The organism is Saccharothrix lopnurensis (genome assembly GCF_042658445.1).
Lineage (GTDB): Bacteria > Actinomycetota > Actinomycetes > Mycobacteriales > Pseudonocardiaceae > Actinosynnema > Actinosynnema lopnurensis.
In genome coordinates this window covers 19,587-34,252 of the sequence record NZ_JBHSQO010000069.1, presented here as the reverse complement: position 1 = coordinate 34,252, position 14,666 = coordinate 19,587, and the positions used below count along the sequence as shown (strand labels likewise).

At 73.8% G+C, this 14,666-nt stretch carries 14 protein-coding genes; 8 read left to right on the top strand and 6 right to left on the bottom strand.

Going from position 1 to position 14,666, the window contains the following annotated elements; genetic code table 11:
* On the bottom strand, nt 1-461 hold a 461-nt coding region (locus ACFP3R_RS35755), incomplete at its 3' end, for an alpha-amylase family glycosyl hydrolase (RefSeq protein ID WP_380643110.1).
* Between the two features lie 266 nt (nt 462-727).
* Here ACFP3R_RS35755 and ACFP3R_RS35750 point away from each other — a divergent pair.
* The 5 genes from ACFP3R_RS35750 (at nt 728) to ACFP3R_RS35730 (ending at nt 5,748) form a co-directional block, all read left to right on the top strand.
* Nucleotides 728-1,216: a cupin domain-containing protein gene (locus tag ACFP3R_RS35750; protein WP_380643108.1), complete on the top strand. Its 489-nt coding sequence runs from the start codon at nt 728-730 to the stop codon at nt 1,214-1,216.
* Between the two features lie 54 nt (nt 1,217-1,270).
* On the top strand, nt 1,271-1,567 hold the full coding sequence (locus tag ACFP3R_RS35745) for a hypothetical protein (RefSeq protein ID WP_380643106.1): 297 nt from the start codon (nt 1,271-1,273) through the stop codon (nt 1,565-1,567).
* Nucleotides 1,568-1,569: 2 nt separating this feature from the next.
* Nucleotides 1,570-2,487 carry an NADP-dependent oxidoreductase gene (locus ACFP3R_RS35740; RefSeq protein WP_380643104.1) on the top strand — a complete coding sequence of 306 codons (918 nt, stop codon included), beginning with the start codon at nt 1,570-1,572 and terminating at the stop codon, nt 2,485-2,487.
* Nucleotides 2,488-2,682: 195 nt separating this feature from the next.
* Nucleotides 2,683-4,335 carry a benzoylformate decarboxylase gene (gene mdlC / locus ACFP3R_RS35735; RefSeq protein ID WP_380643102.1) on the top strand — a complete coding sequence of 551 codons (1,653 nt, stop codon included), beginning with the start codon at nt 2,683-2,685 and terminating at the stop codon, nt 4,333-4,335.
* A 201-nt stretch (nt 4,336-4,536) separates the two neighbouring features.
* Nucleotides 4,537-5,748, top strand: coding sequence for an MFS transporter (locus tag ACFP3R_RS35730; protein WP_380643100.1), 1,212 nt, complete (start codon nt 4,537-4,539; stop codon nt 5,746-5,748).
* 59 nt (nt 5,749-5,807) lie between these two features.
* Here ACFP3R_RS35730 and ACFP3R_RS35725 read toward each other — a convergent pair whose 3' ends face one another.
* Genes ACFP3R_RS35725 through ACFP3R_RS35715 form a run of 3 tightly spaced genes read right to left on the bottom strand, consistent with a single transcriptional unit; the run spans nt 5,808 to nt 7,929 of the window.
* Nucleotides 5,808-7,043, bottom strand: coding sequence for an MFS transporter (locus tag ACFP3R_RS35725; protein WP_380643098.1), 1,236 nt, complete (start codon nt 7,041-7,043; stop codon nt 5,808-5,810).
* A 37-nt stretch (nt 7,044-7,080) separates the two neighbouring features.
* Nucleotides 7,081-7,500, bottom strand: coding sequence for a GlcG/HbpS family heme-binding protein (locus ACFP3R_RS35720; RefSeq protein WP_380643096.1), 420 nt, complete (start codon nt 7,498-7,500; stop codon nt 7,081-7,083).
* Nucleotides 7,501-7,536: 36 nt separating this feature from the next.
* Nucleotides 7,537-7,929: a nuclear transport factor 2 family protein gene (locus ACFP3R_RS35715; protein ID WP_380643094.1), complete on the bottom strand. Its 393-nt coding sequence runs from the start codon at nt 7,927-7,929 to the stop codon at nt 7,537-7,539.
* Between the two features lie 319 nt (nt 7,930-8,248).
* Between ACFP3R_RS35715 and ACFP3R_RS35710 the strand changes: the two genes are divergently transcribed.
* Nucleotides 8,249-9,628 carry an FAD-binding oxidoreductase gene (locus ACFP3R_RS35710; RefSeq protein ID WP_380643092.1) on the top strand — a complete coding sequence of 460 codons (1,380 nt, stop codon included), beginning with the start codon at nt 8,249-8,251 and terminating at the stop codon, nt 9,626-9,628.
* Between the two features lie 287 nt (nt 9,629-9,915).
* On the opposite strand, the gene ACFP3R_RS35705 is transcribed toward ACFP3R_RS35710, so the two are convergent.
* A complete protein-coding gene (locus ACFP3R_RS35705; protein ID WP_380643090.1) occupies nt 9,916-10,839 on the bottom strand; it encodes an NmrA family NAD(P)-binding protein in 924 nt (307 codons plus the stop codon).
* A gap of 101 nt (nt 10,840-10,940) precedes the next feature.
* Between ACFP3R_RS35705 and ACFP3R_RS35700 the strand changes: the two genes are divergently transcribed.
* Nucleotides 10,941-11,507 (top strand): TetR/AcrR family transcriptional regulator, encoded by a 567-nt coding sequence (locus ACFP3R_RS35700; RefSeq protein WP_380643116.1) that lies wholly within the window; start codon nt 10,941-10,943, stop codon nt 11,505-11,507.
* Nucleotides 11,508-11,570: 63 nt separating this feature from the next.
* On the opposite strand, the gene ACFP3R_RS35695 is transcribed toward ACFP3R_RS35700, so the two are convergent.
* A complete protein-coding gene (locus ACFP3R_RS35695; protein ID WP_380643088.1) occupies nt 11,571-12,569 on the bottom strand; it encodes a LacI family DNA-binding transcriptional regulator in 999 nt (332 codons plus the stop codon).
* A 114-nt stretch (nt 12,570-12,683) separates the two neighbouring features.
* Between ACFP3R_RS35695 and ACFP3R_RS35690 the strand changes: the two genes are divergently transcribed.
* The gene (locus tag ACFP3R_RS35690) at nt 12,684-14,621 is read left to right on the top strand and encodes a discoidin domain-containing protein (protein WP_380643086.1); all 1,938 of its coding nucleotides are present in this window, start codon (nt 12,684-12,686) and stop codon (nt 14,619-14,621) included.
* Nucleotides 14,622-14,666: the final 45 nt, after the last annotated feature.

Here is a 14,666-nt window from a genome sequence, read left to right as displayed (position 1 = left end):
TTCGAGGTCTCCGTGTCGACGAAGATGACGCGCGCGTCGGCGTACTTCCGGTCGTCGTCGTGCCAGACGTAGAAGTCCCCGTAGGGGCCGTCCGGGTCGGTGCGCGACTGCTCGAACCACGGGTGCGCGTCGCTGGTGTGGTTGAGCACCAGGTCGATGATCACCCGGATGCCCCGGCCGTGCGCCTCGTCCAGCAGGTGCACGAAGTCCTCGACCGTGCCGAACTCCGGCAGCACCGTGCGGAAGTCGGAGATGTCGTAACCGCCGTCGCGCAGCGGCGAGGCGAAGAACGGCGGCAACCAGACGCACCCGACGCCCAGCCACCGGAGGTAGTCCAGCTTGGACGCCAGGCCGCGCAGGTCGCCGGTGCCGTCGCCGTCGGAATCGCTGAACGCGCGGACCAGCACCTCGTAGAACACGACCTTCTTGAACCAGTCGGGATCGTGTGCGATGCCGGTCACGGAACGACCTCCGCAACCCCGCCCAGGTCTCGTCGCCTCACCCTGATCGCCTCCTCGCCCCTCGACGACCTCTCCCCCTCACCCTGAACACGCCGCCGGTGTTTGACGAGGAGGCCGGGCTGACTGCTCGGACTCGACGCAGTCCCTGGCCGGCACTCGCGGTACCACCACAAGCTCACGCTCCCTAGAAGGGCGCGGGTGGGCCACGGTGGGGACGTCGTCGACGCTCTTCCGGTCGACGACGTCCCCACCCCACGGAGGCAGCGATGACCACGACGGAGAACGACCTGCTCCCCGTCATCCACGCGAAGGCCGGTCAGGGCCAGGCGGTGTGGTTCGGCGACGCCATCTACAGCTTCAAGGCCACCAAGGCGACCACGAACGGCGCCCTCACGTTCGCGGAGGCGTCCGTGCCGCCCGGCGGCGGTCCGCCCCCGCACGTCCACCCGCACGCCGACGAGGCGTTCTTCATCCTCTCGGGCGAGCTGGAGTTCCTCAACGGCCAGGAGACCTTCCTGGCGGGCGAGGGCGACTTCGTGTACATCCCGCGCGGCACGAGGCACCGCTTCCGCAACGTCGGCCTGCACGTGTCGCGGCTGCTCTTCCTCTTCACGCCGAGCACCGGCATGGAGAACTTCTTCAGCGCCATCGGCACGCCCGCGCGGCCGGGCATCGCGCCCCTGCCGTTGACGCCCGAGCAGCAGCGGCAGATCGTGGAGCTGGCCCCGGAGCACGACCTCCGCCTGGCGCTGTGACCACCACGACCACCACGACCACCACGACCACAGGAACGAACGGGAGGTAGGCGCATGAGCACCATCGAGACGATCAGGTTCCGGTTGCGGGACGACGTCGAGACCGAGGACTTCATCCGGCGCAACCGGTACGTGGAGACCGAGTACATGGAGCGCCGGCCGGGCTTCCAGTCCCGCGAGACCGCGGTGAGCGAGGACGGCGAGTGGATGGTGTCCGTCCACTGGGCCACCGTCGAGGACGCCGAGGCTACCATCGGCGCGTTTTTCGGCGCCTCGGAGACGCAGGACTTCCTCGCCGCCATCGACCTGCCCACGGTGTCCTCCGGCCGGTACCAGCGGGTGGGCCGCTGACGATGGCGGACACCATGCGCGCCGCGGTCATCGACGCCTTCGGACCCGCGGAGGCGCTGCGGATCGCGGAGGTCCCCGTCCCCACCCCGGGCGAGGGCGAGGTCCTCGTCCGGGTGCACGCGGCCGGCGTCAACGCGATCGACTGGTTCTCCCGGGCCGGCCAGGGCGTCGGGGTGCGGTCCTTCCCCGCCGTGCTGGGCTGGGACGTCTCCGGCACCGCGGCCGACACCGGGGCGGAGGTGTTCGGGATGCCGCGCTTCCCGAACCTGGCGGGCGCCTACGCCGAGTACGTGGTCGCGCCGGCCGCGGAGCTGGCGGGCAAGCCCGCCGGCGGTGACCACCGCACCGCGGCCGCCGCGCCGATGGTCGGCACCACCGCGTGGCAGACGCTGTTCCGCCACGGCGGGCTGGTCGAGGGGCAGCGGGTGCTCGTGCACGGCGCCGCGGGCGGCGTCGGCCACGTCGCCGTGCAGCTCGCCGCGGACGCGGGCGCCGACGTCGTCGGGACGGCGTCCGCGCACAACCACGACTTCGTGGCGGACCTGGGCGCGGGCCGGGTCGTGGACTACACCGCCGAGCGGGTCGAGGACGTGGTCCGCGACATCGACCTGGTGGTGGACACGAGGGGTGGCCCGGACGCCCTGCGGTTGCTCGACGTGCTGCGGCCCGGCGGGGTGCTGGTCACGCTCAAGGGCCAGGACGACGCGCTGGACCGGGCCGCCGCCGCACGGGGCCTGCGCACGGCTTACACCTACGTGAGCCCCGACGCCGAGGCGCTGGCCGCCGTGGCGGACCTGCTGGCCCGCGGTGGGCTGCGGATCGCGATCGAGGACGTGCTGCCGCTGGAACGGGTGGCGGACGCGCACCGGACCGGTGAGCGCGGCCACGTGCGCGGCCGGCTCGTGCTCGACGTGAGCTGACCGAGAATCCGCGCCGGGGTGGCCAGCTAACGAAGTGGCCGCCCCGGGATCGGGGAGGCTTGAGACCGCCCCGACGCTGGGACAGTATTCCGTGCAACGGGTGGAACGTTAACGCCGCGACGACGCGCGACACTTCTTCGACACCCGCGATCATCGTCGGCCACGTCAATCGCAAACAAGCCAGGAGCGTGGATTATGACAGCGGAACAAGCCAATTCCAGAACCGTCCGCGAGGCGACCTTGGAATTGTTCCGGGCACTGGGGATGACCACGGTCTTCAGCAATCCGAGCCACACCGAGATGAAGTTGTTCGAGCAGTGGCCGGACGACTTCAAGTTCGTGATGGGCCTCCAGGAGGCCAGCATCGTCGGCATGGCCGACGGCCACGCCCAGGCGACCGGCGAGCCGTCGCTGGTGATCATCAACGGCGGTCCGGGCGTCGGCAACGCGATGGGCTCGATCTACACGGCGGCCAGCGCGCACACGCCGATGGTCATCCTGGGCGGCCAGCAGGCCCGCAAGCTGCTGCTCGGCGAGCCCTTCCTCAAGGCGAGCGACGCGACGCAACTGCCCAAGCCCTACATCAAGTGGGCCGGTGAGCCGGCGCGCCCGCAGGACGTGCCCGCGCTGATCGAGAAGGCGTACCACATCGCCAAGCAGGCGCCCGCCGGTCCCGTGTTCGTCGCGGTGCCCGAGGACGACTGGATCCGCCCCGCCGCGCCCGGCCCGATCAAGGTGCGCGAGGTGCGCAGCGCGGTCGTGCCCGACCCCGAGGTGCTGGCCACGATCGCCTCGGCGCTCGACGGCGCCGAGCGCCCGGCCCTGGTCGCGGGCCCGGGTGTGGAGATCGGCGGCGCCCGGCTCGACCTGGTGCGGCTGGCCGAGCGGCTCAACGCCAGGGTCTACGGCAGCCCGGTGTGGCCGCGCGGCAGCTTCCCCGAGACGCACCCGCTGTTCGGCGGCGTCCTGGCGCCGATGCCCGAGCTGATCAACATGAAGCTCGCCGAGCACGACGTGGTGGTGGTGCTGGGCAGCCCGACGTTCACCCTGTTCACCACGGTGGACCTGTTCTCCACCAACCCGGCCGCGCTCGACGAGAGCGACCAGCCGGCGCTGCCCGAGGGCACGCGGGTCCTGCACGTCACCGACAGCCCCGAGGCCGCGGCGTGGTCGATGGCCGACGCGGCGTACGTCTGCCCGCCGGCGCAGGCCGTGCGCGACCTGCTGCCGCTGGTCCGCGAGCACGAGAAGGTGGCGCTCCCGTCGTTCCGGGAGGAGATCCCGGTGCCGGAGGCGACCACGCCGCTGACCCAGGCGTACCTGTTCCACCTGCTCGCGCAGGAGCTGCCGGCCGACGCCCAGCTGTTCGAGGAGCTGCCGATCGCCCGCGCGGACTTCCACGAGCAGATCCCGCTCGGCCCGGACAACGGCTACTTCGCCACCGCCAGCGGCGCGCTGGGCTTCCCGTTCGCGGGCGCGGTCGGGTACGCCGTGGCGCGGCCGGACCGCCGGGCCGTCGTGGTGATGGGCGAGGGGTCGGCGCAGTACACGCTGCACGCGCTGTGGACCGCGGCGCAGCACAACCTGCCGGTCACCTTCATCATCCCGAACAACTCCGGCTACCTGTCGCTCAAGTACTACCTGGACGAGAGCAGCCAGAAGGCGTGGCACTCCGGCTGGGACCTGAGCGGCGTGAACATGGCCGAGCTGGCGCGCGGCTTCGGCTGCCCGGCCGAGCGCATCGAATCGCCGGAATCGCTGCGCGCCTCGCTCAAGGCCGCGCTGAACGCCGACGGCCCGGTGCTGCTCGACGTCGTGGTGCAGGACCCGGGCCTGTTCCGCCTCTGATCCTCGGAAAGACCCCCGAGGCGCCGCGTTCCCGTCTGCCCCAGCGGGCGGGAACGCGGTTTTTCCTTTTTCGACATCACGTACTGCGCCCGCCGGGGTGCGATCTTCTTGTGAGGGCTCTGAAAATTCCGCCACCATGGTCGGCGAATGTAATTTCCCGACCATTTCCGTCGGATCTCGGAGAATCCCCGAGGAGAAGTCATGGAGTTCGTGGACGCCCGCCCCCAGGTGGCGGGCGGTTCCGATTCGGATAGATCCCGGTGGGCGTGTTCCCTGGTGTGCGCGGTGGCCGTGCTGCTGTCGGCGGCCTCCACCGCCCCCTCCCCGATGTACGTCCTGTACCAGGAGCGCTGGCACTTCTCGACGGCGACGACCACGGTCGTGTTCGCCGTCTACTGCCTGTGCGCCCTGACCGGCATGGTGCTGTTCGGTTCGCTGTCCGACACGGCGGGCCGCCGACCGGTGCTCCTGCTGGCGCTGGGGCTCGTGGCCGGGTCCACCCTGCTGTTCGCGTTCGCGGACGGGGTCGGCTGGCTGCTCGCCGCGCGGGCCCTCCAGGGGTTCGGCGGCGGGATCGGCGGGTGCGCCGTGGCGGCGGCGCTGATCGACCTCGCGCCGGCGGGCGCGCTGCTGGGCAGCCTCACCCCGATCGTCGGCATCGGGGCCGGGGCGCTCGGCGCCGGCGCGCTGGTCGAGCACGGCCCCGCGCCCACCGTGCTGACCTACGTGGTCCTGCTGGTGCTGCTCGTCGGCGCGGCGGCCGGGGTGCTGTTCCTGCCGGAGACCGTGCCGGGCGCCCGCGGGCGCGGGATCGGGGTGGCGCGCCGGATCTCGGTGCCGGTGCGGGCGCGCCGGGCGTTCCTGGCGCTGTCGCTGCCGGTGGTCGCCGTGTGGGCGGTGGGCGGGCTGTACCTCGGGCTCGGGCCGCTGCTCGCGGCGGAGCTGCTGGGCAGCCGGAGCAGCGTGGTCGACGGCCTGGTGGTCACCGCGCTGGCCGGGGCCGGGACGCTGGCGCAGGTCTCGTGCCGCGGCGTCCGCTGCCGCACCGCCATGGCGGCCGGCTCCTGGCTGCTGCTCGGCGGCCTCGCCCTGGTCCTGGTCGCCCTGTCCCTGGGGTCGACCGCCCTGTTCTTCACCGCGACCGCCCTGCTGGGCTTCGGTTGGGGCGCCACCTACCTGGCCGCGTTCCGGCTGCTCAGCGAGCTGGCCGCACCCGGCAGGCGCGGCGAGCTGATGGCCGCCGTGAACGTGGTCGCCTACATCGGCACGGCGTTCCCCGCGATCGGCCTCGGCCTGGCCGTCGACGCCGTCGGCACGCGCGGCGCGACGACGGCGTTCATCGTCGCGGTCGGCACGCTGGTGCTGGTGGCGCTGGCCGGGTCGGCGGCGCACGTGCCCGCCGAACGCGCCTAGTCGAGGGCCCCGAACCGATCGGTCGGTTCGGGGCCCTCGACTGCGTGCGTCCGCGCTTGCTACGCGGTGACGGGGTCCGCCGCGGCGCTCGACGGGCTGCCGGCCGCGGGAGCCGCGCCCGGCACCTTGAGCAGGCCGATCGCCCACGTGGCCGGCAGCACCACGGCGCAGACGACCAGGCCGGTGAGGACCACCGCGTTCGGGCCGCCGGAGGCGAGCGCGAGCCCACCGCCCACCGCGCCCACGGCGATGCCCGCGTTCACCGCGGAGGCGCCGAGCGTGGCGGCCAGGTCGCCGCCCGGACCGGCGAGCGTGATCACCCGCAGCTGGAGCGACGGGACGAGCCCGAAGCCGACCAGGCCCCACAGGGCCAGCGCCACCGCGGCCAGGACCGGCGAGGCGCCCAGCAGGTAGAGCCCGCCCAGCGCGATGATCAGCAGCACGTTGGCCACGACCAGCGTCCGCGTCGCGCTGCGGTCGGCGAACCGGCCGCCGAAGAACGTGCCCACCGCGCTCGCGATGCCGTAGGCCAGCAGGAAGACGCTGATCAGCGAACCGGTGATGCCGGTGACCTCCTCCAGGTACGGCGCGAGGTAGGTCAGCACCGTGAACTGCCCGCCCAGCAGCAGGAAACCCACCGCCAGCGTGGCGAGCACCCTGGGCGCGAACGCCGACTTCGCCTGCGCGCCGAGCCCGGAGGGCGCGGCGCTCCGCACCGGCGGCACCATCAGCAGCGTCGCGACGAGCGCGATCACGCCGAGGCCGACGATGCCGACGAAGGCGGCCTGCCACCCCATCGACTGGCCGACCAGGGTGCCGAGGGGCACGCCGAGGACGGTGGACACCGCGATGCCGCCGAAGACCATCCCCATGGCCTGGCCCCGCTTGTTCGGCGCCACCAGGGCGGCGGCGATCGTGGACGCCACGCCGATGAACAGCCCGTGGATCGCACCGGTCACCAGGCGCGCGGCGAGCAGCGCCCCGAACCCGACGGCGAACACCGCGAACAGGTTGCCGGCGATGTAGACCACGAGCGACGCCCACAACAGCGTGCGGCGGCCGAACCGGATGGTCAGGGCGGTCACGATCGGACCGCCGACGGAGATGCCGAGCGCGTAGGCCGTGACGAGCTGCCCGGCCGTGCTCACCGACACCGACAGGTCGTCGGCGACCAGGTTCAGGATGCCGACGATGACGAGTTCCGCCGTGCCGATCACGAAGGAACCCAGCGCCAACGCCACCAGGGCCACAGTGCTCCGGGGATGACCCTCCCCCGGTTGGATGGTCGTGCTCATGTGCACCTACCTCGATTTCCTCGCGAGAGTGTCGCGCTCAGACCGCGGCGGCGGTCAAGCCGATCAGGCCGGCCTGCGCGACCGGCTGGTCCTCGCCGCCCTTGCCACCGGCCACGCCGATGGCCCCGACGACCACGCCGTCCACCGTGATCGGCGCGCCGCCGGGCAGGATGGCGACGTTCGGCTGGGCGGACAGGCCGGCCAGCAGCGGCGGGATGCCCGCCACGAACTGCATGAAGTCCTCGGTGGACATGCCGATGCCCACCGCGGTGATCGCCTTGCTGGTGGCCAGCGAGGTGTTGAAGAACGACGCGCCGTCCATCCGCTCGAACGCCTTGAGGTGGCCGCCGTCGTCCACGACCGAGATGGAGACGCTGACCCCCAGCTCCTGCGCGTGGGCGAGTGCGGCGTCGAGCACGCGCCGGGCGTCGTGCCGGGAAAGGGTGACCGTGCTCATGCACTGCTCCTATGGTGTTGTGCTGCTTGAGATCTGTTACCGGTAGGTGACGTCGAGCAGGCCGAACGCCTGACCCGCGAGGATCGGGTCGAAGTACTCCCGGTACTCGTACAACCTGCCCTCGTCGTCGAACTTGAAGACGCCGAGGTAGCTGTTGTGGTACTCGTCCCCGCTGTCCTTGAGCACCAGGTCCGAGTCGAAGCGGGCCAGCACGGTGTCGCCGTCGGCCCACGTCTCCCTGATCGGGAAGCTCAGCTCGGAGAAGTTGCCCGGCATCCCCTTCCACCGCTCGTGGATCGCCGCCTTGCCGACGATGTGAGCGGGGAACATCTCGGTGCCGTACGGGTAGTAGTGGTCCGCGTCCTCGGCCCACAGCTCCATCCACGCCGGGATGTCGCCCTCCTCCAGGAGGCGGAGGAACTCGGTCACCGCCGCGATGTTGCGGTCGCGTAAGACCCCGCCGTCGTCGGCCATGGGGATCCCCCAGTCTTTCCGGTCACGTGGACCCACAGCATCCCGCCGCGCGCGAGGGGGGTTCCAGTACCGACTGGTCGTGGCACCGCGAGTACCAGGATGGCGCGGGGCGTTCGCGCAGGTCGACCCCGCCGGGAGGGCCCAGGTCGGGGAACGCCACTCGTTCGGGGGATGCCCGGCGGTCGGCCGCACCGCACTCCGTGCGATCGCCGTGGGCAATCCCGGAATTCCCGCTCTAGTGTCCCGGACATCCCCTCTCGCTGCTGGAGGACCGATGACCGCCACCACCTCTTCCCCCGCCCGCACCGTCGCGAACGCCCTGCGGGCGGTCGTCCGCTGCCCCGTGCTGATCCCGGGCGGACCGGACTACGACCGCGGCCGGCGGGTGTGGAACGGCCTGGTGGACCGGTACCCGGCGGCGGTCGTGCGGTGCGCGGACGCGGCCGACGTGGTGGACGCGGTGCGGGTCGCCCGCGACCACGGCGCGCCGCTGTCGGTCCGGGGCGGCGGCCACGACTGGGGCGGCCGGGCGATCCGCGAGGGCGGCGTGGTGCTCGACCTCTCCGCGATGCGCGGGGTGGAGCTCGACGCCGACGGGCGGACCGCGCGGGTGCGGGGCGGGTCGTTGGCGGGCGGGGTCGCCTCCGCCCTGGCGGAGCACGGGTTGCGCGCGGTCACCGGCACGGTCAACGCGGTGGGCATCGCCGGGCTGACGCTGGGCGGCGGCTACGGCCCGCTGCTGGGCGCGCACGGGCTCGCGCTGGACAACCTGCTGGGCGCGGACGTCGTGCTGGCCGACGGCACGGCGGTGACCGCGGACGCCGAGGAGAACCCGGACCTGTTCTGGGCGCTGCGCGGCGGTGGCGGCAACTTCGGCGTCGTGACCGGGCTGCGCTACCGGGTGCACCCGATCCCGACCGTGCTGTCCGGCATGGCGATGTTCCCCCTGGCGCAGGCGCCCTCGGTGCTGCGCGGCTACCGCGAGCTGCTGGCCGAGTCGCCGGACGAGCTGTCGGTCATCGGGGGCTTCTACAGCGGCCCCGACGGCTCGCCGCTGATCATGCTGTACCCGACGTGGAGCGGCGACCCGGCGGCGGGCGAGCCGTACCTGCGGCGGATCAGGGCGCTCGGCACCCCGGTGTTCTCGCGGCTCGGCCCGATGACGGCGCCCGAGCAGCTGGGGCTGCTGGACCCGTTCGTCGTCGACGGCCGGCACAACACCGCGACGAGCCGGTGGCTGCCCGTGCTGACCGAGGACGTGTGCGACGTGCTGGTGGACTTCGCCCGGCGGGTCACGTCACCGCTGTCCTCCCTGACGCTGCACCACTTCCACGGCGCGGCGACCCGCGTGCCCGTCTCGTCGACCGCGTTCGGACTGCGCGACGAGCACGTCCTGCTGGAGATCATCACCACCTGGGCCCCGAACTCCCCGGACAGCGGCGGCGCGCACCGCGAGTGGGCGGCCGCGCTGGCCGACGAGCTGGAGCGGTCGGCGCTGCCCGGTGGCTACCCGAACCTGCTGGGGCCCGACGACCACGAGCGCGCGATGGCCGCGTTCGGCCCCAACACCGCGCGGCTGCTGGAGGTCAAGCGGCGGCTGGACCCGGACGGCGTGTTCACCGCCGTGCCCGCCCTGGTGCCGCCGGTGTCGTGACCGGGCACGGCGGTGGCCGGGCCGGGCGCGGCGGTGACCGGGCCGAGCACGCGGCGGGGTCGCCGAACCCCGGCACCGGGCGCGCCCGGTGCTCCTCGTCCGCGAACCGGCGCGTCGGCGACCTCCCGCCACCGGACCAGCCCCGGGCACCGCGCGCGGGAGGTCACGCGCCGGCCGGTCCCGGCGAGGGCGGCGGCGTCGGGTGGTCGTGCCACGACCGCGGACCCGACCGCCGCGGGCGCCGGGCGCGCACCCGCGGCCGACGAGTCCGGGGGCCGGGCACCGGGTCAGGCGTCGGCCCGGAAGTGCTCGCGCGCCCACTCGTCGAAGGTGGTGAGCGGGATGCCGAGGTCCCTCGCGTACCGCGGGCGGGCCGGTTGTTCGACGACGTTCATCCACTCGTGCGACGCGCCCATGGCCGGCATCCCGGCGGCCAGGGCCTCCTCCTCGGTCATGTCCGGCGCGGGCAGCGGCGCGCCCAGGACGCGGGAGAGGACGTCGGCGATCCCCGCCATCGACAGGTGGTCGCCCGCCAGCTCCAGCTCGACGCCGTCGAACCGCTCCGGCTCGGCGACGGCCGCCGCGGCGGCCCGGCCGATGTCCTCCACCGCGACCAGGGACAGCCGGGTCCCGGGCTTGACGACGCTCACCAGGCCGCCCTCGACGCCGCGCGGGAACAGGAACGCCGCGGAGGGGAGGAAGTTCTCCATGAAGAAGCCCGGCTTGAGCAGCGTCCAGCGGGGGAAGCCGGCCTCGCGGACCAGGTCCTGCACCGCGCTCTTGGCGCCCAGGGTGGGCGCCATCGAAGCCCACCGGCCCTCGGCCCAGCCGGGCGCCCCGGTGTGCTGCCCCGCGCCGCTGACGGACGTGTGCACGAACTGCGGCACCCCGGCGGCCCTCGCGCCCGCGACGAGGTTGGCGCCCTGGGCCACCTCCCCCTCGTAGTCGAACCCCGCCGCGGTCATCGCGGGCATCTGCACGGAGAAGACGGCGCGGACGCCCTCGGCGGCCCGGGTCACGGACCCGCGGTCGTGGAGGTCGCCGGTGACCAGGTCGACGCCGAGCGCCTCGACGGACCGGGCCCGGTCGGTGGCCGGGTCGCGCACCAGGGCGCGGACGGGGACCCCCGCCGCGCGCAGGGCGCGGACGGTGGCGCCGCCCTGCTTGCCGGTGGCCCCGGTGACCAGGACGGGTGCGGGATCTGCGGACATGGCGCTCCTCGGGTGCTCGGCCAGAAACGGCGGGGCCCGCCGTTTCTGCCGCGGTACGATACGGCGGGGCCCGCCACTTGAGCAAGCACGGAGACCACGCCATGCCGGACCGCCAGCGCGCCGACGCCCGGCGCAACTACGCGCGCATCCTCGCCGTGGCCGAGGCGGAGGTCGCCGCCCACGGCGCCGGCGCCTCCCTGGAGCAGATCGCCCGCACCGCGGAGGTCGGCTCGGCCACCGTGCGCCGGCACTTCCCCACCCGCCGCGCGCTGCTGGAGGCGGTCTCCCGGGAGCGGATCGAGGCGCTGGCCGCGCGTGCCCACGACCTGACCGGCCGGGACGACAGCCGCGACGCGCTCCTGGAGTGGCTGGGCGAGGTCGTCGCCTACTGCGTCTCCGCCCGGGGGCTGGCGGCGGCGCTGGCCTACGACGGGGTCGAACCCGACCCCGTGCACGAGAACTCCTGCTCGGCGGCGCTGGAGGAGGCGGCGGGGCCCCTGCTGCGCCGCGCCGCGCGGGACGGCGCGGTGGCGACGGGCGTCACCGTCTCGGACCTGATCACGCTGGCCGTCGGCATCGTCCTGGCCACGGAGCACCACCCCGACCCCGCCGCACGGGCGGACCGGCTGTTCCGGTTGGCGGTGGCGGGTCTGAGCCCGCGGGGCTGACCGGGGCGCCCGCCCACCCCGCTACCGGTGGCCCGGTCCAGCGACCCGGTCCAGCAACCCGGCTCAGCGACCCGGCACCGGCCCGGTCGAGCCCCGCACCACCAGCGTCGTGGACAGCTCCAGGTGCAGCGCCTCCGGCCGGTGACCGTCCAGCACGCGCATCAGCTGGGTGACCGCGAGGCGCCCCATCTCCCGCAGCGGCTGCCGAACCGTGGTCAGCGCGGGCCGCGTGGCCCGGCTCAGGTCGATGTCGTCGAACCCCGCCACGGACAGGTCCTCCGGCACCCTCAGCCCCCGCTCGAACGCGGCGTGCAGCGCACCCACCGCCAGCTTGTCGTTGAAGCAGGCGATCGCGGTCGGCCGGTCGGGACCGTCCAGCAGCGCGCCGGCGGCCCGCAGCCCCTCGGCCGCGGTCGGCTCGACGTGGTGGACCCGGTCCGGCGCGGGCAGCACGCCGACCCGCGCCAGCGCGGCGTGGTGGCCCGCCGTGCGCGCGTCGCCCGCCAGCCACTCCTCGGGGCCCGCGACCACGCCGATGTCCCGGTGCCCCAGCCCGACCAGGTGCGCGGTCAGGGCGCGGGCGCCGGAGAAGTGCGCGGCGGACACCGCGGCGACGTCCGGCGGCGGGGGCGTGCGGGGGTCGACCACGACGAACGGGAACCCGCGCCCGGCCAGCTCCACCAGCTGGGCGCCGTCCTCGGGCGGCAGGATGAGGACCGCCCCGGCCACGCCCGGCTCGTCGGGCAGCCCGGCCAGGGTGTCGGTGTGCTGCGACGCCTCGCCCGCGTCGAGGACCATGCGCGCGCCGTGCAGGCGCAGCGCCTCGGCGATCGAGGAGACGATCAGCCCGAAGTAGTCGGTGAGCACGTACGGGCACCGGACGTGGACGGTGCGCGGCCCGCCGTCCCCGGTCCGCCGCCGCTCGACGGCCCGCAGCACCAGCTCGCGGGTCCGCGGGGAGACGTTGACGTGGTCGTTGAGCACGCGCGACACGGTGGCGATGGACACGCCGGTCTCCGCCGCGATGTCGCGGACCCTGGCACGTCGCCGGTCGGTCTCCACCGCATCACCATACCCACGACCTGGGGCTTGACGTGCGACAACGATGACGTGTTCCATTCCGGAACAAGTTGTTCCACCATGATTGATCCCTGGTGCGCGAGAAGTGGGTGGCTGATGAGGAGAACCGTGCGCGGCGTGGCGGCGGTCACGACCGCGGTGGCCTTGACCTGCGGTGGCGTGGTCGCCGCGCAGGCCACAGGTCCTGACCGGGGCCCCGACCGGGGTGCCGTGGAGGCCCGCGTCTGGGTGACCGCGGCCGACCGGTCCGAACTGCTGGCCGAGCGCCCGCGCGTCGCGTTCGGCACCGCGCCGTCGACGCACCCGACGATCGTGGTCGACCCCGACCACGCGTACCAGCAGGTCGACGGCTTCGGCGCCTCGATCACCGACTCCTCGGCGGCCCTGCTCGCCGGCCTCCCGCCCGCCGTGCGCGCGGAGACCATGCGGAAGCTGTTCGACCCGGTGCGCGGCATCGGCGTGAGCTTCCTGCGCCAGCCGGTCGGCTCCTCCGACTTCACCGCGGCCGCCGAGCACTGGACCTACGACGACGTCCCGGCCGGGCAGACCGACTTCGCCCTGCGGCACTTCAGCATCGACCGCGACCGCGCGCAGGTGCTGCCGCTGCTGCGCGAGGCCAAGCGGCTCAACCCCGCGCTGAAGGTCATGGCCACGCCGTGGAGCCCGCCCGCGTGGATGAAGACCACAGACTCGCTCGTGGGCGGGCGGCTCCAGGACGACCCGCGGATCTACGACGCCTACGCCCGCTACCTGGTGAAGTTCGTCCAGGCGTACGCGGCGGCCGGCGTGCCGATCGACTTCCTGTCGGTGCAGAACGAGCCGCAGAACCGCACGCCCGACGCCTACCCCGGCACGGACATGCCGGTCGCCCAGCAGCTCGGGGTGATCGAGGCGCTGGGCCCGAAGCTGCGCCTGGCCAGTCCGCGCACCAAGATCCTCGCCTACGACCACAACTGGGCCACGCACCCCAACGACGTCGCCGCCACCCCGCCCGGCTCCGACCCGGAGACCGACTACCCGTACGAGGTGCTGCGCGGCCGGGCGTCCCGCTGGGTCGCGGGCACCGCGTTCCACTGCTACTACGGCGACCCGAGCGCGCAGACCGCGTTGCACGAGGCGTTCCCGGACAAGGGGATCTGGTTCACCGAGTGCTCGGGCTCGAAGGGCGTCACCGACCCGCCCGCCAAGGTCTTCCGCGACACCCTCACCTGGCACGCCCGCAACGTCGTCATCGGCACCACCCGCAACTGGGCGCGCTCGGCGGTGAACTGGAACATCGCCCTGGACAGCACCGGCGGCCCGCACAACGGCGGCTGCGGCACGTGCACCGGCCTGGTCACCGTGCAGCCCGACGGCTCGGTCACCACCGACGCCGAGTTCTACACGATCGGCCACCTGGCGAAGTTCGTGAAGCCGGGCGCGCGGCGCGTCGCCAGCACCTCGTTCGGCACCACCGGCTGGAACGGCCAAATCATGGACGTCGCGTTCCGCAACCCGGACGGCTCCACCGCGCTGGTCGTGCACAACCAGAACGACGACCCGCGCGCGTTCGCGGTCGACGTCGGCAGCCGCACCTTCGAGTACACCCTCCCGGGCGGCGCGCTGGCCACGTTCACCTGGCCGCGCAGCGCGGCGCTGCGCACCACCCTGGACCGGGTGCCGCTGGAGGGCGCCACGGCCACCTCCCCGCTCGGCGGGGACCCGGGCCTGGCCGTGGACGACGACGCCTCCACCCGCTGGAGCACCGGCGCCGCGCAGGTCGCGGGCCAGTACCTCCGGCTGGACCTGGGTGGGCGCAAGTCCTTCCGGCGCGTCGCCCTCGACAGCGGCGGCGAGGTGGGCGACTTCGCGCGCGGCTACGAGCTGGCCGCCAGCGACGACGGCCGCACGTGGCGCACCCTGCGGACCGGTTCCGCCACCGGTCAGCTGACCGCGGTGGACCTCCCGCCGACCAGCGCGCGGCACCTCCGGATCACCACGACGACGGCCGCGCCGAACTGGTGGAGCCTGGCCGACGTCCGGCTCTACCGCTGACCCGCCCCGGGTCGTCCCGCCCGGGTCCGGCTCCGGTGGCCGGAC